At 44.1% G+C, this 20349-nt stretch carries 18 protein-coding genes; 4 read left to right on the top strand and 14 right to left on the bottom strand.

All coding sequences use genetic code 11. From position 1 onward, the window contains the following. Positions 1-4 precede the first annotated feature (4 nt). The 3 genes from NST34_RS12675 to NST34_RS12665 form a co-directional block, all read right to left on the bottom strand. A complete protein-coding gene (locus NST34_RS12675; protein ID WP_076282899.1) occupies positions 5-799 on the bottom strand; it encodes an ABC transporter ATP-binding protein in 795 nt (264 codons plus the stop codon). Further along, on the bottom strand, positions 792-1715 hold the full coding sequence (locus tag NST34_RS12670; RefSeq protein WP_076282900.1) for an ABC transporter permease: 924 nt from the start codon (positions 1713-1715) through the stop codon (positions 792-794). The genes NST34_RS12675 and NST34_RS12670 overlap by 8 nt, the downstream gene beginning before the upstream one ends. A 61-nt stretch (positions 1716-1776) precedes the next feature. Then, complete coding sequence (locus tag NST34_RS12665) at positions 1777-2847, bottom strand: ABC transporter substrate-binding protein (protein WP_341127924.1); 1071 nt, start codon at positions 2845-2847, stop codon at positions 1777-1779. Positions 2848-3171: 324 nt separating this feature from the next. On the opposite strand from NST34_RS12665, the gene NST34_RS12660 reads away from it, so the two are divergent. After that, positions 3172-4107: a C40 family peptidase gene (locus NST34_RS12660; RefSeq protein WP_341054148.1), complete on the top strand. Its 936-nt coding sequence runs from the start codon at positions 3172-3174 to the stop codon at positions 4105-4107. Positions 4108-4202: 95 nt separating this feature from the next. Here NST34_RS12660 and NST34_RS12655 read toward each other — a convergent pair whose 3' ends face one another. Together NST34_RS12655 and NST34_RS12650 are read right to left on the bottom strand one after the other, a co-directional pair. Then, the gene (locus NST34_RS12655) at positions 4203-6929 is read right to left on the bottom strand and encodes a calcium-translocating P-type ATPase, SERCA-type (RefSeq protein ID WP_076282903.1); all 2727 of its coding nucleotides are present in this window, start codon (positions 6927-6929) and stop codon (positions 4203-4205) included. Between the two features lie 97 nt (positions 6930-7026). Then, positions 7027-7440, bottom strand: a complete 414-nt coding sequence (locus tag NST34_RS12650; protein WP_231573434.1) for a DUF2500 domain-containing protein — start codon at positions 7438-7440, stop codon at positions 7027-7029. Positions 7441-7624: 184 nt separating this feature from the next. On the opposite strand from NST34_RS12650, the gene NST34_RS12645 reads away from it, so the two are divergent. Then, positions 7625-8020, top strand: a complete 396-nt coding sequence (locus tag NST34_RS12645) for a hypothetical protein (protein ID WP_076282905.1) — start codon at positions 7625-7627, stop codon at positions 8018-8020. 287 nt (positions 8021-8307) lie between these two features. Next, positions 8308-9168: a YitT family protein gene (locus NST34_RS12640; protein WP_341125461.1), complete on the top strand. Its 861-nt coding sequence runs from the start codon at positions 8308-8310 to the stop codon at positions 9166-9168. A gap of 571 nt (positions 9169-9739) precedes the next feature. Here the strand turns inward: NST34_RS12640 and NST34_RS12635 are convergent. The 4 genes from NST34_RS12635 to NST34_RS12620 all read right to left on the bottom strand — a co-directional run bounded on the left by NST34_RS12635 (position 9740) and on the right by NST34_RS12620 (position 14887). Then, a complete protein-coding gene (locus tag NST34_RS12635; protein WP_042187408.1) occupies positions 9740-10027 on the bottom strand; it encodes a stage VI sporulation protein F in 288 nt (95 codons plus the stop codon). Positions 10028-10093: 66 nt separating this feature from the next. Beyond that, positions 10094-12145 carry an ATP-dependent DNA helicase RecG gene (recG, locus tag NST34_RS12630; RefSeq protein ID WP_149644193.1) on the bottom strand — a complete coding sequence of 684 codons (2052 nt, stop codon included), beginning with the start codon at positions 12143-12145 and terminating at the stop codon, positions 10094-10096. Between the two features lie 9 nt (positions 12146-12154). After that, positions 12155-13018 carry a DegV family protein gene (locus NST34_RS12625; RefSeq protein ID WP_076282908.1) on the bottom strand — a complete coding sequence of 288 codons (864 nt, stop codon included), beginning with the start codon at positions 13016-13018 and terminating at the stop codon, positions 12155-12157. An 84-nt stretch (positions 13019-13102) separates the two neighbouring features. Further along, on the bottom strand, positions 13103-14887 hold the full coding sequence (locus NST34_RS12620; protein WP_341125463.1) for a DAK2 domain-containing protein: 1785 nt from the start codon (positions 14885-14887) through the stop codon (positions 13103-13105). Positions 14888-15078: 191 nt separating this feature from the next. Here NST34_RS12620 and rpmB point away from each other — a divergent pair, with 191 nt between their 5' ends. Next, positions 15079-15267: a 50S ribosomal protein L28 gene (rpmB, locus tag NST34_RS12615; protein WP_036686205.1), complete on the top strand. Its 189-nt coding sequence runs from the start codon at positions 15079-15081 to the stop codon at positions 15265-15267. 108 nt (positions 15268-15375) lie between these two features. Here the strand turns inward: rpmB and spoVM are convergent, their stop codons facing one another. The 5 genes from spoVM to NST34_RS12590 form a co-directional block, all read right to left on the bottom strand. After that, a complete protein-coding gene (gene spoVM / locus NST34_RS12610) occupies positions 15376-15456 on the bottom strand; it encodes a stage V sporulation protein SpoVM (RefSeq protein WP_020431362.1) in 81 nt (26 codons plus the stop codon). 176 nt (positions 15457-15632) lie between these two features. Next, complete coding sequence (rpe, locus tag NST34_RS12605) at positions 15633-16298, bottom strand: ribulose-phosphate 3-epimerase (RefSeq protein WP_076282910.1); 666 nt, start codon at positions 16296-16298, stop codon at positions 15633-15635. 3 nt (positions 16299-16301) lie between these two features. Further along, positions 16302-17207 carry a ribosome small subunit-dependent GTPase A gene (rsgA, locus tag NST34_RS12600; RefSeq protein WP_042187397.1) on the bottom strand — a complete coding sequence of 302 codons (906 nt, stop codon included), beginning with the start codon at positions 17205-17207 and terminating at the stop codon, positions 16302-16304. A gap of 100 nt (positions 17208-17307) precedes the next feature. Next, the gene (pknB, locus tag NST34_RS12595; protein ID WP_341127923.1) at positions 17308-19575 is read right to left on the bottom strand and encodes a Stk1 family PASTA domain-containing Ser/Thr kinase; all 2268 of its coding nucleotides are present in this window, start codon (positions 19573-19575) and stop codon (positions 17308-17310) included. Further along, complete coding sequence (locus NST34_RS12590; protein WP_076282912.1) at positions 19575-20348, bottom strand: Stp1/IreP family PP2C-type Ser/Thr phosphatase; 774 nt, start codon at positions 20346-20348, stop codon at positions 19575-19577. The genes pknB and NST34_RS12590 overlap by 1 nt, the downstream gene beginning before the upstream one ends. Between the last annotated feature and the right edge of the window lies 1 nt (position 20349).

The following is a 20349-nucleotide window of genomic DNA, read 5'->3' as shown; positions in this document are numbered from 1 at the left end:
AAGACTAACCAAGCATCATTCGATCATCCGCCAGTTTATGACCACTGATGGTCTCAAATTCTCCCAGCAGGCGTTCTACCGTAAGATCCTTTTTCCTTGTTTCATCAATATCAAGGATAATACGGCCTTTATCCATCATGATAAGACGATTGCCAAGACGTATAGCCTGCTCCATGTTATGGGTAACCATAAGCGTAGTCAGCTTCATCTCACGGACGATAGACTCTGTCAGTTTAGTAATCAGCTCCGCTCGTGAAGGATCAAGTGCCGCTGTATGTTCGTCTAATAACAAGATTTGCGGCTGGGTAAAGGTTGCCATTAGCAAACTCAGTGCTTGTCTCTCCCCACCAGATAATAACCCTACCTTTGCTCGCAGACGATTCTCCAATCCAATCCCGAGACGACTTAACTCCTCACGAAACATCGTCCGTCTCGCTGCATTTACACCAAACGATAGTCCTCTACTCTTCCCTCTTTTGTAAGCCATCGCTAAATTTTCTTCAATCGTCATCCGTGGAGCCGTACCTGCCATCGGGTCCTGAAAAACCCGTCCGATCCAGCGACTGCGCTGATATTCTGCTAAATGGCTGATCGAATTCCCTTCAATACTTGCTGAACCAAGATCCGGCTTCATCACACCAGAAATAATGTTCATTAGCGTTGATTTACCAGCACCGTTGCTTCCAATAATGGTAACAAAGTCACCGGGAAGAAGCTCCAAATCAATGCCAAGTAGCGCGATCTTCTCATCCGGTGTTCCAGGATTAAACAGCTTAGATACGTTATCCAGTTTAAGCATCGATGGTGCCTCCTCTCTTGCTGCTAAACGCTTGTTCAGCTAATTCAAGCGAACGTTTACGCGCCATATTCTTCTGCTTCAAGAAACGCTGAATCGATGGGAATACAAGTGCGAAAATAACGATAATCGCCGTAATCAGCTTAAGATCCGAAGGTCTCAACCATGGTACATACAAGGCTAGTGCAACTACGATTCGGTAAACAATAGATCCCAGAACAACTGCCAACGTCGCACGGAATACATTTCCAGCACCGAAAATGGCTTCACCAATGATTACCGAAGCTAATCCGATAACAATCATCCCTATTCCCATTGAGGAATCCGCAAAAGTGGAATACTGAGTGATCAATGCACCTGAAAGTGCCACCATTCCGTTGGATAAACTGACTCCGAGAATTGTCGTATTATCTGTGTTTACACCCAGACTACGGATCATTCTTGCATTATCTCCGGTAGCCCTTAAAGCAAGCCCAAGATCAGTACGCAAGAATAAATCCATTAGAATTTTCACGAATAAAACAATAAAAGGAAGAACAAGAAGTGGATTGATGGACGAGAACAACGTGGTATCACCCATTAGTGACCAGTTAGGTTTACCGCCAAAAATTCTCAGATTGATGGAATAAAGTGCGATCATCATTAGAATCCCGGATAACAATCCATTAATCTTGCCCTTCGTATGTAGTAGACCCGTACACATTCCTGCCAGCATCCCACCTGCAATAGCAGCAAGCGTGGCTAACCAGGGTGCATAACCATTGGTAATCATAACGGCAGCAATAGCGCCGCCAGTAGTAAAGCTTCCATCTACAGTCAAATCAGGAAAATCCAAAATGCGAAAAGTAATATACACCCCTAAAGCCATAAATGCATAGAGCAACCCCATTTCCACAGCCCCGAGCATTGAATCATACATAGAAGTCTTCTCCTTTCAAGCATCAAGGGGCGCCCTCATGGAATCGCCCCTATAGAATGTCTTATTGAATAATATTGTTAGCTTGATCGGTAACTTCTTTTTTCATCGCATCCGTCACATCTATACCTTGTGCGGCAGCGGCTTTAAGGTTAAGGATAAGATCGAGCTTTTCTTGCATCGTTACTTTCATATCTGCTGGCTTTTTACCATTCTTCAGAATGTCCACTGCCATTTGTCCAACTTGGTAACCATGGTCGAAATATTTGAAGCCAACGGTTGCAAATGCGCCTTTTTCAACGGTATCCCGGTCGCTGGAGAAGAACGGAATTTTCTTATCATTAGCTGTTTGAATAATCGTATCAACAGCACTCACTACTGTGTTATCCAAAGTAATGTAGAATGCATCTACACGACCAGCGAGTGATTCAGCAGCTTGCTTCACTTCAGAAGTATTTGTGATGGCTGCCTTCACAAGCTCAATGCCATGTTTATCCAGCTCTTTCTTAGCAATATCCGCCATAATTACAGCATTTGGTTCACCCTCATTGATAACAATGCCCAGCTTCTTCACATTAGGAAATTGAGTAGCAATGAATTGCATTAATCTATTAATAGCTTCAGGATTCGTATCTGATACACCAGAAACATTTCCACCTGGGTGCTCCAGATCAGTTACGATCTTTGCATCGAGTGGATCAGTCACTGCTGCGAACAGTATCGGAGTGTCCTTACTTGATTTACTAAGCGCTTGAACAACCGATTGAGCAGAAGGTGTCGCAATAGCCAATACCAAATCATTAGTGTCAGCAGCAATCTTCTGAGCAATGGTCAAGTTATTCGCAGGGTCAGCTTGAGCATTCTCAAGGTCAACCTTCAGGTTCTCTCCTTCAACAAGCCCGGCATCCTTCAAAGCAGCAAGAATACCTTCGCGTGTAGCATCAAGTGATGGATGTTCAACGTATTGCGAAATTGCGATTTTGTACGTTTTGGAATCAGCGGTTCCGGCATTCGTTGGCGCATTACCAGTGTTTGTTGCGTTTCCTGAATTTACAGCGGCATTATTGTTGCCACAGCCAGCAGCTACTAGCATGAAGCATAAGCTTAAACCTGCAAAAATGTTTCTCTTTTTCATTAAAGTACCCCATTTCATTAGATTATTAACGCGTGCATCAAAGTGAGCGACTCAGCATTATTACTTTTATCGATAAAAGCATTAAAGCATAAGCTTACACGTACCTCACAATAATGATGGAAATCTATTAAACCTATATTATATGGAGGTTGTTTATCCGTCAATCACTTATCCTACTTCCATAGATTACAAATTTTATAGCGCATAACTCACCAATATAGGAAGGACTTGGTTATGTCTTACAGTGATTGCCTTCGGCCTCATTACATAAAAAAAAGCCCCCTGCACAAACTTAAACTACAGTTTGAACATGGAGCGTGTCAAATGCCTAATAACCACAAAAAATTACTATCCACTGCTACTGTATTGCTCGCTGCCGTTTTATCAAGTACCGCATGCGGTTACTCTTCACAATCACAAAAACCCAAGGTAAACGCCGTAACTCCCGATGGCATGCAAGCCTCAAGTTATTATGAAAAGTCCGCCATCACCGATGCTCAAGGAAAGTACTGGATTCCACTCAAACCTGCGATTACATCACTCGGCTATCGAATGAAAGATGATGCAACTCATGGGGGATACACCAAAATTGGCTACAGTGATGTTATGTATATGCTGCGCCCTGGCTCTACTCAAGTCTTCTCCCTAGGTGAGAAAATCACATTACCGCAGGCACCTAGACGACAAGAAGGTCAAATCTATATCACACCGTTAGCTCTATCCAAATTTCTTCAAACGGAGGTGGGTTGGAATCCTCAGTCTGGTGAAATCAACATAGCCACACCGACCGACCATGAAGCTATTATAAAAACACCATCTGCTAAATCATTAAATGAAGCTAAACCATTTCACATTCAAAGTATTTCTGAAGCAGACAAGAAGGAATTAGTTACTTATGCCAAAAAATTCTTAGGTGTGCCTTATGAATTCGGTACCGGGCCTTATGAAGAGACTAAGAAATTTGATTGCTCTTCTTTTACAAGGCATGTATTCAAACAATTCAGTGTAAACTTACCGCGTTTAGCCAAGGATCAAGATAATATAGGTTCTCGCGTGCAACGCAGTGCACTAGATGTCGGCGATCTTATATTCTTCACTGTCCCAGGTCGGTTTGAAAGTGACGCTATACCCGGGCATGTCGGTATTTACATTGGGGATGGAAAGTTCATTCACACCTGGGGTGATCCCGGGGTTCAGATCAGTGAGCTTGACTCAGGGTATTGGAGCAACGTAATCCTGCATATGCAGCGCATTCTGTAACCCACATTCACTGGCTAAAGGCACCTATTAAGAAAGCCTGAATCCTCCACTATGGAAGGGTTCAGGCTTCTTTGTTGCAGCATAAATTGGTATTCTTAATCCCAGTTCTTGCCCTTGCCACTTAAACGTACAAACAGCTTTACAAACTCTACAATCACTATAATCGCCAGTGCTGCAGCAATTACAATTCCCCACTGTAACCCGCTTAAATGTGAGACACCAAACCAGTCATTCAGTCCTGGGATGATGATCACCAGCACCAGCATAAGTGTAGAGATCAGTGATGCCCACAGCATATACCGGTTGCTGAACCAGCCAATCTGGAACAACGATTTCGTATTGGATCTGACGTTAAATGCATGAGAAATTTGCAGCAATCCTAATGTGGCGAATGCCATCGTAACCGCAATTCCCTCATTGTAATGGGTATGTGCCCACTGGTATACAAACAACGTAAGCGCCGCCTCTAATATCCCCTGGTAGATGATCCCGATTCCCACGCCACCAGCAAAGATACTGCTGCTGGCTTTGCGTGGTTTCTTCGACATCAAATCATCCCCCGCCTTCTCAAGCCCAAGAGCTAATGCCGGTAGGGTATCGGTAACAAGATTAATCCACAGAATATGAATTGGCTCGAGTATACGCCAGCCGATCATGGTTGCAATGAATAGCGTAAGCACTTCCCCAAGATTGGCTGAGAGTAGGAACTGGATGGCCTTACGGATATTGCTGTAAACCTTCCGTCCTTCTTCAACAGCAACAACTATGGTCGTAAAGTTATCATCAGCTAGCACCATATCTGAGACGCCCTTAGCTACATCCGTTCCTGTGATCCCCATCCCGACGCCGATATCTGATGATTTAAGCGCAGGAGCATCATTCACACCGTCACCCGTCATGGCAACAATCTTCCCTTTTTTCCTCCATGCCTTAACGATCCGAACTTTATGTTCAGGAGATACACGTGCATAAACCGAATAATTAGTGACTTTCTCAGCAAATTCCTCTTCACTGAATTTATCCAGCTCACTGCCGGTCAATACGCCCGTCTCATCTTCGATAATACCTAATCTTTTAGCAATGGCCGCTGCGGTATCTCGATGATCTCCTGTAATCATTACAGGTCTAATCCCTGCTTTACGGCAGATAGCTACCGCATCCCGTACTTCCTCTCGTGGAGGATCAATCATACCGACTAAACCGATAAATACAAGTTCTTTCTCCGTAGCTTCCGGGGAGAGGTTAGTCGGTAGCTGCTGTTCATCTCTGAAAGCAAATGCCAGCACCCTCAGTGCATCATTCGCAAGCATTGTATTACTTTCCATGATATGTCGTGAATGTTCATCATTAAAAGGAACGATCTCTCCATCCACGAAGATATGGCTGCATTTGGACAAAAGCACATCTGGTGCACCTTTCGTTAATACACGATAACGTCCGTTCTCAACTTCATGAATCGTCGTCATCAGCTTGCGATCGGAGTCAAATGGCAGTTCATTTTTACGTGGGAATTTCTTTTCTAAATCCCTTTTGTCAGTACCTATACTGAGCGCATAGTCCACTAACGCTGTTTCCGTAGGATCCCCGATAATCGCTTTACCACTCTTTGTTTGCGGGTCCTTAGCTCCTTCATTCCCTCCAGGTACTTCAGAGGAATTTCCTTCGTCAATGCTGGAATCATTACAAAGCGTCATAGCCTGAAGCAATAGTTCACCACCCGGTGTCCCTTCAACACCTTCAGCAGCTTCTTTCGTAGTTCCATTGACATGCACTTTTTCGACAGTCATCTTGTTTAGAGTCAAAGTACCTGTCTTGTCAGAGCAAATAATTTCGGTGCTTCCGAGCGTCTCTACAGCGGGGAGTTTGCGAATGATCGCTTTACGTTTAGCCATCCGCTGCACTCCGAGTGCCAAGATAATCGTCACAATTGCTGGCAGTCCTTCAGGAATCGCTGCTACTGCAAGTGAGATCGAGGTGAGAAGCATATCCAGCAGCTCTCTACCCTCAAATATACCGACGGCAAAAATGACTACACAGACACCAAGAATAATAAAGGTGAAATATTTTCCTAGTTCATCCAGTTTCTTTTGCAGCGGTGTTACATCATTCTCTTCCTCCGAGATAAACCCAGCAATCCTGCCGACTTCAGTCTGCATTCCTGTAGCTGTGACGACACCAACCGCTCTACCGTAAGTTACATTGCTGCTCATATATGCCATATTGGTGCGATCCCCGATAACAATATCGCTTCCTTCAAGCACACCTACCTTCTTTTCTGAAGGTAATGATTCTCCGGTTAATGCGGCTTCCTCTGTTTTCAAAGAAGCAGCTTCTAACAGTCTAATATCCGCCGGAACTACATTTCCAGCTTCCAGCAATACGATATCCCCTGGTACGAGATCTTCACTTTTAATCTCTGAGACCTGACCTCCACGTCGCACTCTGGCATGCGGAGAGGACATACTTTTCAGGGCATCTAGCGCCTGCTCTGCCTTATTTTCCTGAATAACGCCAAGTACCGCATTCAGGATGACTACCAACAAAATAATGACTGTATCTGTCCATTCTCCCAAAACCCCAGACAATACTGCCGCCACTAGCAAAATAAAGATCATTACATTTTTAAATTGTTCAATAAATTTTCCTAGCAGAGATTTGGTTTTTGCTTCTTGAAGTACGTTCTTCCCATACTGCTCCAGAAGTTTAGCGGCTTCACCGGAAGACAAACCATCTTTCCTTGTTTCCAGCCTTTTGAGCACTTCTTCCTCACTTAGTGTATGAAAAGGTACCTGCCCCTGCGATTTTGGATCATTTGAGTTCAAGACAATAGCCTCCTTCCGGGATTGAGATTCTGGTAAAACCTCTCATATGAGTCTTACCCAAAAAAGGCATGGTGATTCTAGAACGTTATGTACAATTTTAGAAATTAAGCTGTTCCGTCTGCTTGACTCGATCAAAGCTCTTGAATCTAGTCCCTTGATAAAGGAGTTCTCCTCGATCCCCTTCTACAATCAGACCAAAATCCTGATCTCGAACCTGCAATTCCAAGCGTCCACCATCCTCAAACTCAAACGTCACATAATAACTAGTATGTGCGCTCGATTCACCCGAACCACCCCATACCTCAGTCCGTTTCGTCACAGCTTTAGAGCTAGCTTTTATCAAGGGGCTTGCGTTGTTGGCTATCCAGCTTCTCACTGATTTATAAATTATAAAAACGAAAACACCTAGAATAAACAAAGCAAATAATTTAAAAAATAGGGGCATCTCATGAATGAAACTTCCGAAAAAGCTTCGTTTATCAAAACCGTTAAAATCCTGCCATTCGCTCAAATTTATTCCTCCTGACTGATACAAGATAATAAAAGTCTTCTTTTCTACGAAATACGTCATTTTTCCCGTTCGGTTTCTTGTTTTCATCGTTTTCAAATGAATTTTTTTCACAAAACAATTTGGAAACAAATGAAAAGGTATGGTATGCTTTTTATACTACATACAGTTGGGAGGTGTTATTTCGGTGCAATATATAGCGCGCTTGTCACTACTTTGGTTTCTTCGTATAGTCCTAATTCTAGGAATGATGTTTTCTTTTCCACCGGTTTGGTCTGGCGGATTATTCACTACGGAGCAAGAATCAACGACAACCGAAATTGAACGCTACGAGCGAAAGTTTATAGCTCCCGTAAGGACGGTACCCCAAATAACTCCTCAAATAGGAGCCATCAAAATAATTGAACAGTGGGGAACTAAATCTGTTGCGGTAGCCGCGATACTCCCTGTGCTTTCTTTTGTATTCCGTCCTGTGATCTATAAATTCTTGCTTCGACTGCGACTGTACCTGTTAAAATTCACTTCTCACTTTCTAATATCACGCAATGCGAATTTCATCTCTACCTTAAATGATTGTTACTGAAGGTCATTTAGAACTTCCATTGATAAAAATTCGAAGAAAGCGAAATAATTATAAGACACCTAAATGCAGGCTAGAATTTCATGGATTATAGAGAATCGGATTTACCGGGAATCGGTAAAAATTTGTTATGCAAACTTACTTCTAGCATAGGAATCAAAATGGATCTATAAATTATTGGATACAGTATATAAATTAAAGAAGTGACATGCTGCTAAAATTATCCCAAAAAGCTGTCGCTCTCTACGAAAATGAATAAAGTTGTTTCCCCTGCTAAAGGAGGAAAAACATTGCAGACTAAGACAACACAACATAAACAATTACGTAAAAATTCAGTATTCCGAGTTCTAACCGTTATTGCAGGAGCACTACTTGCCGCAGTAGGATTAGAGTTATTTCTCATACCACATGGGCTTGTAGTTGGTGGAATCACAGGTTTATCGGCATTATTCGCTCATACCACTGAAATGCGGCTGGGATTGTTTCTTTTTCTATTCAATCTACCTTTTATATTCATGTCTCGAAAGCAAGTGAATCTTCGCTTTGCTCTGTATACCGTTCTAGGATTAGCTTGCTTGACCATCGCTTCTCTTGCTCTACACCGTTTTCCTGCAGTGATTAGTGATCCTTTACCTGCTGCTATGGCAGGTGGCATCTGTTTAGGACTCGGTATCGGTATATCTGTCCGATTTGGTGGTGTGAACAAACATGCAAGTGATCAAGGATATTCACTTCTGAGTGGTGGACCGCCAAAGTCAACCGAAGTCGTCATCATGATTCTGAACTGTGCTATTTTGCTTATAGCAGGCACACTATTTGGCTGGGAGCAAGCCATGTACTCCATTATTGCTTACTTATTGGCCTTCGAAGGTGTGAGATTCTCACTCCGAGGGTTATCCGATTCACGCGCTGCATGGATTACCAGCAATTGTTGCATGGATATCCAGGAAGCGCTCGAAAACTCATTAAATCGAGAAGTTGGGCTGGCTGAAGGCTCCGGGCAAAATGGAGAGCTGAGCACATTGTTTTGTCTCATCAACAAAATGGAAGAACATCAATTGCGGACCATCGTCCTTAATTGTGATCCTGACAGCCAAATTGTGCTCAAATCAGCTGCTAGTGATCAAAGATTGAGTAATCTGCCATCCTAACTAATAGGGCAGTATGATGAGCATGGTGAGTAGGCCGATTACGTCTTCTTATGTTTGAAGGTACACTTTATTATTCCACGTAAGATAAATAGCGTTTCTCCCTTGTATGGGGGGAGCGCTACTTTTGCGTTATCAACCGAGGTTCTTTCGCTAGAATAGCGAAATCCTGCAAAAATACATCTTTTGGCTCAGATATCCGCTCCATTAAGCCCAAATACTGCAAATGTACAGGAATATCCTCATTTATAGCTCGAAAGCTTCTTCTGACGCAAGAATTCCTGCTGATTTGCAGGAATCAATACTTTAACCCTCCTCGTATCATCTAAAGATGTACTATTGCAGGATTTTCGCCGGAAAATTATTGGTTAGTCTACATTCGTCAGTCGGCGTTCATTAATCAACGTTAATGAGCCAGTGTTAGTTTGTCTGCTTTTCCCTAGAATTCATCCTTGATTCACACAAAAAAAAGCTGTCTCAAAAGCAGCATTCACTACTTTTGAGACAGCCTCTACTCCTTTAGCTAGCTGAGAATTAGACCTAAGATCTAGCCTATACTCGCTAGCACACTTTCCTAACGGAACATTCCCCACAAACGGATCAAGTGGAAGGTGTTGTTTGGATCAATTTTCTGAGCGATAATAAATTTCACAATTTGGTCTTCCTGCGTCGAGGTCAGTTTCTCGTTCAGTACACCTGACGCATTCCGTACCAACCTGCGAACAACTGCCGTGTCCTGTAGCTCTTGTTTCGAGACGCCGTTAATCATATTTTTAATACGATCTTTGACAGTCGCGTTTTTCATCTTCAGCTTGATGCGTTCCACGAGCTGAGGGCTAATTCCGAATTGTTGATAACCCAAGTGTAGCACCTCCCGTCATATCCAATCTTTCACAGTATATGAGGCTTCGGAGCTAGATGTGCCTACTTAGTCAATTAATTCCCCTTGGAAAATTTGCTCGCCTTGTAAATAATGCCGAAGAGGTGCATATTCAGGAGATGTCCAGAACTTCTCATCCTTAAGCAGCTCTGCCACATCATCACGCGCCTGCTCCAGCACTTCAAAGTCAGCCGTCATATCCGCCAAGCGAAACTCCGGTAATCCACTCTGCTTGGTTCCAAAAAAATCACCTGGACCACGCAGCTCCAAATCTCTCCGCGAAATCTCAAATCCATCATCGGTGTCCGTCATAGCAGTCATTCGTTCACGCCCGATTTCAGATTTCGGATCAGCCACTAGTACACAATAAGAGGCATGCTGACCTCTACCAACCCGTCCACGAAGCTGGTGCAGCTGTGATAATCCGAACCGGTCTGCATCCATAATAATCATCAACGTGGCATTAGGAACGTCTACACCCACTTCTACAACCGTTGTGGATACTAAGAGTTGCAGTTCATTGTTGTAAAATGCTCGCATCACTTCATCTTTTTCAGCTGGAGACATCTTTCCATGCAAAAGCCCAACTTTATAGTTAGGAAAAGCTTGGCTCATTTGAATATGTAAATCTATAGCATTCTGTACATCCAGTTTCTCCGATTCTTCAATGAGCGGACAGATCAGATAAGCCTGACGTCCCAGCTCTATTTCACGCTTAATCAGATTTAGGACACGATCCATGAGATCATGCTTGACCCAATAACTAGTTATTGGCACTCGGCCTTTCGGTCTTTCCGACAGCGTGGATACATCCATATCTCCAAAAACAGAGATCGCAAGTGTACGTGGAATAGGTGTTGCAGTCATCGTAAGTACATCCGGATTATATCCTTTACGCCGCAATACACCTCGCTGGTTTACACCAAACCGATGCTGCTCGTCCGTAACTACAAGACCCAGATCACGGAAAAATACATCCTCCTGAATCAATGCATGCGTCCCTACAACAATATCGAGCATCCCCATTTGTAGTGAAGCTAACAATTCTTTACGTTTCCGTCCAGTTACACTCCCTGTTAACAGACCAACCGTAATTCCAAACGGCTCAAACATCTTCGTAAGTGAACGCATATGCTGCTCTGCTAAAATCTCAGTGGGCACCATAAGCGCACCCTGAAAACCAGATCGCACGGTGGCAAAAAGCGCGACGGCAGCTAGTACCGTTTTGCCGGAACCCACATCACCTTGAAGCAGTCGATTCATGCAATATGGTGATCGCAGATCATGTAAGATCTCCAGCTCCACTCGTTTCTGAGCATCTGTAAGCTCAAAAGGTAAGCTGCGAACAAACTGGCGCACGGTTGCGTTATCTACAGTATGGACTACACCATCCATCCTACCGCGATTAAGTACCCGGAATGCCTGCATCTTCAACTGGAACAGAAACAACTCCTCATACACCATCCTGCGGCGTCCCTGCTGCCCTTCACGCGTATCCTCTGGCCTATGAATGGTTGCAATCGCCCGTTTACGAGGCATAAAATCATATTGCCGCATAATAGAATGTGGTAGTATCTCGGGAATTAAATCTCCATACTGTTGAAGCGCCTGATTAATGCTTTTCCTGATCCACGACTGCGTGATCTTTCCACCGATGGAATAGACCGGCTGTAGAGTCCCTGTCTTCCCTTCCCCACGATCGGGAAATTCAAAATCCGTCACTGTAATTTGATTTCGCTTCTGATCCCATTTACCTGTGAGTACAATTTCTCTCCCCACAGTAAGTTGCTCACGCACGTAATGACGATTAAACCATGTAGCTGTGAACATCCAAGGCTCCGCAACCATTTTACAACTAAGTCGTGACTTGCCTCCAAAACGTTGCAGTACAGGGATACCGATCACTTTAGCCTCTGTAGTCACTTTATCCCCATGTTTGGTTTCACTCAGCGAGCGCGGGCGATAATCCTCATAACGGAACGGATAATACTCTAACAAATCCTTTACTGTAAAGACACCAAAGGCGTGAAGCTCGCTTTGCTTTTGAGCACTCACGCCAGTTATGTTTTTTACTTCAATTTGATTTAATGACAGTGTCATATTCATCCCTCATTTTGCAGGCCAAATGAATACAGCTAACGTACCGTTTCCGACATGGCTGCCCACGACAGGGCCGACGTTCGTCAGCACTTTCTCTTCTAGTGTAAAATGTCCTGACAGCTCTTTCAGGAACTCTTCACCGGAAGCCGGTTCAGCCGTATGACCCACGGCCACATTGATTTTGTCTACACCTTGAATATCCTTCTTAAATAATTCAATCATACGGGCAATAGCCTTCTTACGGCCTCTAACTTTTTCTACCGCATATATTATTCCTTCTGCATCAATAGACAGGATCGGCTTAATATTAAGAAGCGTTCCCAGAATGGCCGAGGCCTTTCCGATTCTCCCGCCTTTTTGTAAATATTCAAGTGTATCTACCAAGAAGTAAAGCTTACGAGATTGGCGCAGACTTTCTACAGCTTCAAGAATCGCTTCGGGACTCTTATCTTCAGCAGCCAATCTGGCGGCTTCCACCACCATAAATCCAAAACCGTAAGAAGCGGAGAGAGAATCTACTACAGTGATCCCTTCTCCCTCTTCCTCCAACATCGATTTAGCCAATAGTGCTGATTGGTACGTACCACTTAGTCCAGAAGAAATATGAAACGAAAGGATAGGACTTCCCGGGTAACGTTCCAAAATATCTCGATACACATTCATGTATTCAACCGGTGAGGGTTGAGAAGTAGTCGGCAACTGTGACGAGCGGGGAAGTCGCTCATAGAACTGCTCCGGCGTCATATCCAGATTGTCCCGGAAAGCCTCTTCGCCGAACATCAAAGTCAAAGGGACGACCTCAATGCCATACGCTTCCGCCATTGCTGGCGGGATATCAGATGTGCTGTCGGTGACGATAATGGTACGATTCATGGATTATCTCCCCCATACTATAATTTTGCCAACTACGTAATTAGCAAGTTGCTCCTGAATTGTTATAGAACCCTCAGCATCTACCTATGGCTCTACGGAGAAAAGATAATAATAAAGGGGTTGGCCACCCTCATGAATCTCTACTTCCACATTCGGGTAAGTCTCTTCCAGCCACTCGCTTAAGGAATCTGTGACCTCAGAATCAGTTTCTGCTCCAATAAGGATCGTAACGATTTCATCGCCATTCTCAAGCATGTTGGACAGCAGCGCCTGACTTGCAGCTAACAGATCATCTGCGGCAGCGACAATTTTGGAGTTCGAAATTCCGATAAATTGCCCGGATTTAATCTCCAGATCATCAAAGCTTGTATCACGGACAGCATTTGTTACTTGTCCCGACTTGACCTGTGAGATTGCTTCTAGCATGTTCCCAGAATTAGTCTCCACGGAATCCTCTTCTTGGAACGCAAAGGCTGCAGCGATTCCTTGAGGAATGCTTTTACTTGGAATAACCGTAATCTCACGTTCGCCCTCCAAGAGATCTTTAGCTTGCTGAGCGGCAAGAACAATATTGGAGTTATTCGGCAGAATGTATACATGCTTCGCAGATATCGAAGAAATCGCGTTCACGAAATCCTCTGTGCTAGGGTTCATAGTCTGACCTCCAGCTAGGACAACATCCACACCGAGGCTTTTGAAAATATCTGCAATCCCAGCGCCTGATGATACTGCGATGAATCCGTAAGGTGCCAAATCATCTGCTGGTGGTTCGGCTGGAGCTGATTGTACCCGGCTCTGTTCATCCGGCATATCGGCGAAAACATCTGGCATAGGTGCAATATCCATCCCTGCAGTTAACAAGTCACGATGTTGCTCACGCATATTGAGAATATGAATCTGCGTAATTTCCCCATAGAGAAGTGCCAGATTCAAAACTTCACCTGGAGCCTTGGAATGCACATGCACTTTAATGGTTTCATCATCCGAAATTACAATAATGGAATCACCATTTACTGACAACGCTTTCCTAAAGGTTTCCTCATCAAAATCCGTTCTCACGTTACCACCTAACTGGCGATTAATGAAGAACTCCATATCATATAGAAATTCTATGTCCTCTGTAGAAAGCTGTGATTGTGCAGAAGACTGTACAGAAGACAGTTCGCTTTCAGGTTTCTTTAACACCGGTACCGGTGTTGGCACGACTGGTGCCTGAGGTTGTCCTTTTACAGGTTCAGACACACCGGAGCTTCCGCTCGTCAGATGCTGGTGAAACCCTTCATAAATATAGACCAGTCCTTGACCGCCAGAGTCTACGACACCGACTTGCTTCAAGACAGGCAATTGTTCCGGTGTATAGGCTAAAGCTTCCTTTGCTTTGGCCAATACCTCTGTCATGAGCTCTGTAACATCTGTAGTTCGGCGAGCATAGTAGACAGCATGTCTTGCAGCCTCTTTAGCCACTGTAAGAATAGTTCCTTCTACAGGCTTTACAACTGCTTTATAGGCTGCGTCAACTCCGCTTTGCAATGCAGCAGCAAATTGCTGTGTGTTTAGCTCATCATGTTGAGCTGCAGATCTGCTAAAGCCTCTGAACAATTGAGATAAAATAACTCCGGAGTTCCCCCGTGCGCCCATTAACAAGCCCTTAGAGAGTACACCTGCACATTGACCGACAGACGTTGTATTATTTTTCTTCAATTCATTCGAACCTGCGGTCATCGTCAAATTCATGTTAGTTCCGGTATCTCCGTCTGGAACCGGAAAAACATTTAGGGAATTGACGTGTTCTGCATGCTGTTGCAGCTTATCCGCTCCAGCCAATACCATAGCGGTAAAATCTGTTCCGTTTATAGAACGCTTACTCAATTGAGAATTCCCCTTCCTAACTTCATGCCTAATCATTCTATGATTAACAGGACATAATGCACTAATTTACATTGTACTATAAGTATTAAAAGAAATAAATGTTTTTGAATCGGTTGACGTAGCAAAATTTGCTGTGATATTATAGATAAGTATTGTTTTATGCAGGTGTTAGGAATAAGGAGGTGTAATCTATGTCCCGCAAATGTGCAGTAACAGGCAAGAAACCGAGCAGCGGCAACCACGTGTCTCACGCCAATAACCGCAACCGTCGTTCTTGGGGAGTTAACGTTCAGAAGGTCCGTATCCTCGTGAACGGTAAACCAAAACGCGTGTACGTCAGCACCCGTGCTTTGAAAGCCGGTAAAGTTGAACGCGTTTAGTCTTTTGCAATTTTAAAGACCGAGCGATCACTCATATGAAGCAAAAAGCACCCTTTACATTTGTAAGGTGCTTTTTTTCATGTTTTCTTTTCTGTTCCAAGCCCAAGATCAACTCTTCTGAAATGTGTTCAAAATCGCTTTAACAAAACCTCCCAAAAACCTTGGCAGCTTAAACGTGTAAAATTTCATGGTTTACCCTCCCATCAATTCATGCCGTACGCAGGAGACTTTCTTCTTGTTCTAACGGTAACGTACTGCAGTCCTCCCTGCCAAAACAAAAAAGGCTACATGAGATTTCTGCTCATGTAACCATATTTATGCGTCGAGGACTTGGCCTATACCTTTAGTCGTAATAGCCTATTTTTTTAACGAAGTGCCGCTTCCGCTGCTTCTCGAATCTCAAGGATCGCTGCAGCACGATCACTCCGGCCAAAAACTGCATTTCCTGCAACCAAAACATCCGCTCCTGCACTGACAACCAATGGCGCTGTAGCTTCCGAAACACCACCATCGACTTCAATAAGTAGATCTGGATTGACTTCATTCGCCCATTCTCTAATTTGAGTAATTTTGCGCAACGTGTTAGGAATGAATGCTTGACCTCCAAAGCCAGGATTGACAGTCATCACGAGAATCATATCCACATCCTCAAGCACCTCACGCACCGCTGATGCCGGTGTGCCAGGATTAATAGCTACTCCTGCCTTAAGACCCAATTCCTTGATCTGATGCACCACACGGTGTAAATGAACGCAAGCCTCTGCGTGGACAGTAATCACACTAGCGCCTGCGGCAGCAAAATCAGAAATATAACGTTCTGGAGACTCAATCATTAAGTGAACGTCTAGTGGAAGCTTGGTATGTAACGAGACCGCTTTTACGATTGGTGGACCAAGCGTTATATTCGGCACAAAATGCCCGTCCATTACATCCACATGGATCCAATCCCCGCCACTGACCTCAGCTTCTGCAACCTCTGAACCTAAACTTGCGAAATCGGCAGACAATATAGATGGTGCAATTCGTATCATGACTTAGTACCTCCGCTTTTTATCTTTCATTTCATTAAAAAATAATTTGTAATGTTCATACCGGCTATCAGCGATATTCCCAGCTTTCCATGCCTCGATAACTCGGCAGCCTGGTTCATGCTGATGACTACAACCACGGAATTTACAATCCCCAGCATAGTTAGCAAATTCACGGAAACAAGTAGAGAGCTCTTCAACCCCAAGCTCAAGAAAATCAAGCTGACTAAAACCAGGGGTATCCGCTACAAATCCGCCCCCGCCAATATCCATCAATTCTACATGGCGGGTAGTATGACGACCACGGCCCAGACGTAAGCTGATCTCACCTGTCTCCAGTTTAAGTCCTGGCACAATACGATTCAATAAGGTCGACTTTCCTACCCCAGATTGTCCGGCAAATACACTAATACCACCAGTAAGCCGCTCTCTTAGTTCATCACTGCCAGCTCCTGTAATTGAGCTTGTAACCATCACTTCATAACCAATATCCTCATAGAGCTCTTTAACATACTTAGTGGCTTCACCATTATCATTAGCCAAATCCTGTTTGGTCAGAACGATTAAGGGTTCCAGTCCCGAGTGCTCAATATGAACTAGGAACTTGTCCAATAGATTCAGGTTCATATCAGGCTCCCGCACAGAAAATAATAGAACGGCAAGGCTTACATTCGCTACAGGTGGACGAATTAACTCAGATTCTCTAGGGAGAAGCTCATCCACCATCCCTTCACCATGCTCAGTCAGCATATAGATCACGCGGTCACCTACAAGAGGAGCGATCCCCTTTTTCTTAAGTATGCCTCGGCCTCTGCATTGAACTGAAACTTCCTCTGTTGCAATTAATCCTTCACGAAGCGGTTTTACGTAATAATATCCGCTTAACGCCTTTACTATTATTCCTTCAGGCATACATAGTGAGCCTTCCTCTCCTGATTTTGCGAAAATGACCCAAGTTTGAAAATCCCCGGGTCACTTCGCTGCCACAACTATTCAAGCACTTCTGCCCTGATTAGTTATCGCTTTTATCTTTAGATTTGTCTTTGTTTTTATTATTATGCTTGTCATCATTTTTATTACTGTTCTTGTTGTTACCACTATTGGTCGATTCATTATTCACCGAATTGTTAGTAAGGAATCCCGTCTGATTGACTGATCCAGTATTAGTAGACCCTTCGTTGTCTGAACTTGGAGGCAGGATCTCAGGCTCAATGGTTGGTTCAGCAGTAGGTGTAGGATCTATCGGTGTCTGAGTCGGCTGCGGAGTCGGAACCGTCGGTGGTTCAGGTTCTTGCACCGTGCCATTCTTGGCATCAATATATGGAATCACATAAGTGTCTAAAAGCACACCATCTCGGGTAACAATAACAGAGCCATCTTTATTCGGAGCAAGCACTAGATTAACGGACAGCACTTGGCTCTTTCCAATGGTACGCGTTCCCCAATCTTGTTTTTCACCATTATTGCGCGCATCAACGAATTCAATTCGAATCTTGCTCTTCTTTCCATCCTGTGCAGGAGCTACTGGTACATTAAAGGTATAATTCAGGGCTTCAGGTGGATAACCTGTACTTAAGTAAATCGTAATCGCTGTTCCAGGTGGAACAGAGGTACCTTTCTCATAAGCCCAAGTTTTCGTTACCTTACCTTCATCAACTGTGAAGCTGGATTCTTCCTTTACATCTCCGAGGACCAGTTTGGATTCTTCCAAAAGCGCCTTAGCTTCACTCTCCGTCTTACCGATGAGGTCTGGCATCGTGACACTTTCTTCTCCTTTGCTAACGTAGAGGGTGATTGAAACCGTCTTTGGATCAAACTCGCTGTCAATGGCTGGGTCTGATTTTACAACCTTACCCACCTCCATATTTTCATCGAAGAGAGGTTCATTCTTAATTTGATTCTGGGGTACACCCTTTGCTATTAGCGCTTTAACCGCTTCGTCAAAGCTTAAATTTGTAACATCTGGCATCTTAGTTAATGGTTTCGCCGTATTCACAGTTAGTATTAGGGAGGCTCCCTTTTTCACTTTGGCGTCCTTTTCCCTACTTTGCTTCATGACCACATTCTCTTCGAAATTCGGACTGTAGTCATACAGTATAGGATCAGCAACCTCAAGCCCCAAATCCTCAAGTTCAGTCTTCGCTTGTTCCAGCTGTTTACCGACCACGTAAGGAACCGATACCTCAGGAACAACTAATTGGGATTTAACGTACCACACGAGACTGGCCATAGCCAGCAGTAACACTAAAGTTAAGCCAATCCATAATGCAGGTTTAGTCCATTGTTTTTTACCTTTTTTCACAGGTACCGGATCGTCATCATCATCTTCATCATTATCCATCCGGTCGTGGCGATGATTACGATTTCCATTGCTTCTTTGGATCGGTTTAATCGCTGGTATGACCCGCGTTCGATCCTCGTCTTCCTCATCGTTAAAAAGAACTTTTGCTTCACTACGGCGTTCCGGCAACAAGCAGGTTTCTAAATCCTGCAGCATTTGCTTTGCAGACTGATAACGCTCTTCCGGATTTTTACGCATCGATCTTAGAATTACATTCTCAACGCTTTGCGGAATAAGTGGATTTATGAGCCTTGGCTCTTCAAACTCTTCTTGCAGATGCTTTAGAGCTACGCTAATCGGACTCTCCCCTAAGAATGGAAGACTTCCTGTAAGCATTTGATAGAGTACAATCCCTAATGAATACAGGTCGGATTTCTCTCCTGTTGATACACCTTTAGCATGCTCTGGTGAGAAATAATGAACGGAACCTACTACAGAGCCTGTCTGAGTAATGGTAGTAGATGTTACCGCGCGAGCAATACCGAAATCTGTTACCTTCACCCGGCCATTGCGCCCGATCAATATATTATGTGGTTTAATATCCCGATGAATAATTTGATTCTGATGAGCGTGATCAAGTGCATCACAGATTTGTGAAGCGATCCTTACGGACTCGTCAACCTGTAATGGCGCTCGTTCTTTTATAATTTCATTAAGATTCTTGCCCTCAATATATTCCATGACAATATAATGAATTTCGTCTTCTTGTCCTACATCGTAAATACTAACCACATTCGGATGAGACAAAGATGCAGCTGATTGCGCCTCACGCCTAAAACGGCGGATAAATTCCTCGTCATGAACAAATTGATTACGCAATACTTTAATGGCGACGTTTCGGTTTAAAAGAATGTCATGTGCTCTATAGACGAGCGCCATTCCACCTCCGCCGATCCGTTCGATGACTTGGTAACGGCCGCCCAGTTCGTGACCGATCATCAATCCCACTCCTTTGTTTCGGGCACAGCGGCCTCTCCATGATGTTCTAACAAAGCGACGCTAATATTATCGCCGCCGCCAGCAAGCAGTGCCAACTGAAGTAAGCGGTCCGCTCTTTCCTCTAACGGTATCTCATGTATTCCCGCTACCTTGCCCAAATGCTCATTGTTAACAAAATTACTTAAACCATCACTGCAGAGAAGCAAAAGTTCCCCAGGTAGCAGGGTAACAGGGGCTAAATCAACCAGCACCTCAGCATCTGTTCCAAGTGCTCTCGTCAGCACATTCCGTCTCGGATGATTATCTAATTCCTCCACACTGATCTGACCGTTCTTGAACAGCTCATTGACTAGCGTGTGATCTTCGGTTAATTGAACTGCTGCACTGTCCTTTATTAAATAGGCTCTGCTGTCTCCGATATGGCCAATATATCCGTTTGAACCATTCATCAGGGCAGCAACGACAGTAGTACCCATATTGTGGTACTTCTCGTCGCTGGAAGCCTCCTTGAAGACAGTGCTGTTAGCTTCCAAAATAGCAGCTGATAACGCATCACGCAGTGCTTCGTCCTGAAGCTCAGGCAGGAGCCCGTCTAGGGTATTCCTCATCGTCTCCAAAGCAAGCCTGCTCGCGGTTTCACCAGCCTGATGTCCACCCATCCCATCGGCAATTATGCCGAGTGTATAACCGTGGCGCGTCGCGCCGATCCAGACCGAATCCTCATTGACAGAGCGCACTCGGCCAATATCGCTGGCATGAACTGTTCTGATCAAA

This window comes from Paenibacillus sp. FSL H7-0714, assembly GCF_038003765.1.
In the GTDB taxonomy this organism is placed as follows: Bacteria; Bacillota; Bacilli; order Paenibacillales; family Paenibacillaceae; genus Paenibacillus_AQ.
The sequence above is the reverse complement of the archived record's forward strand: the minus strand, read 5'-3'. Positions and strand labels throughout refer to the sequence as shown.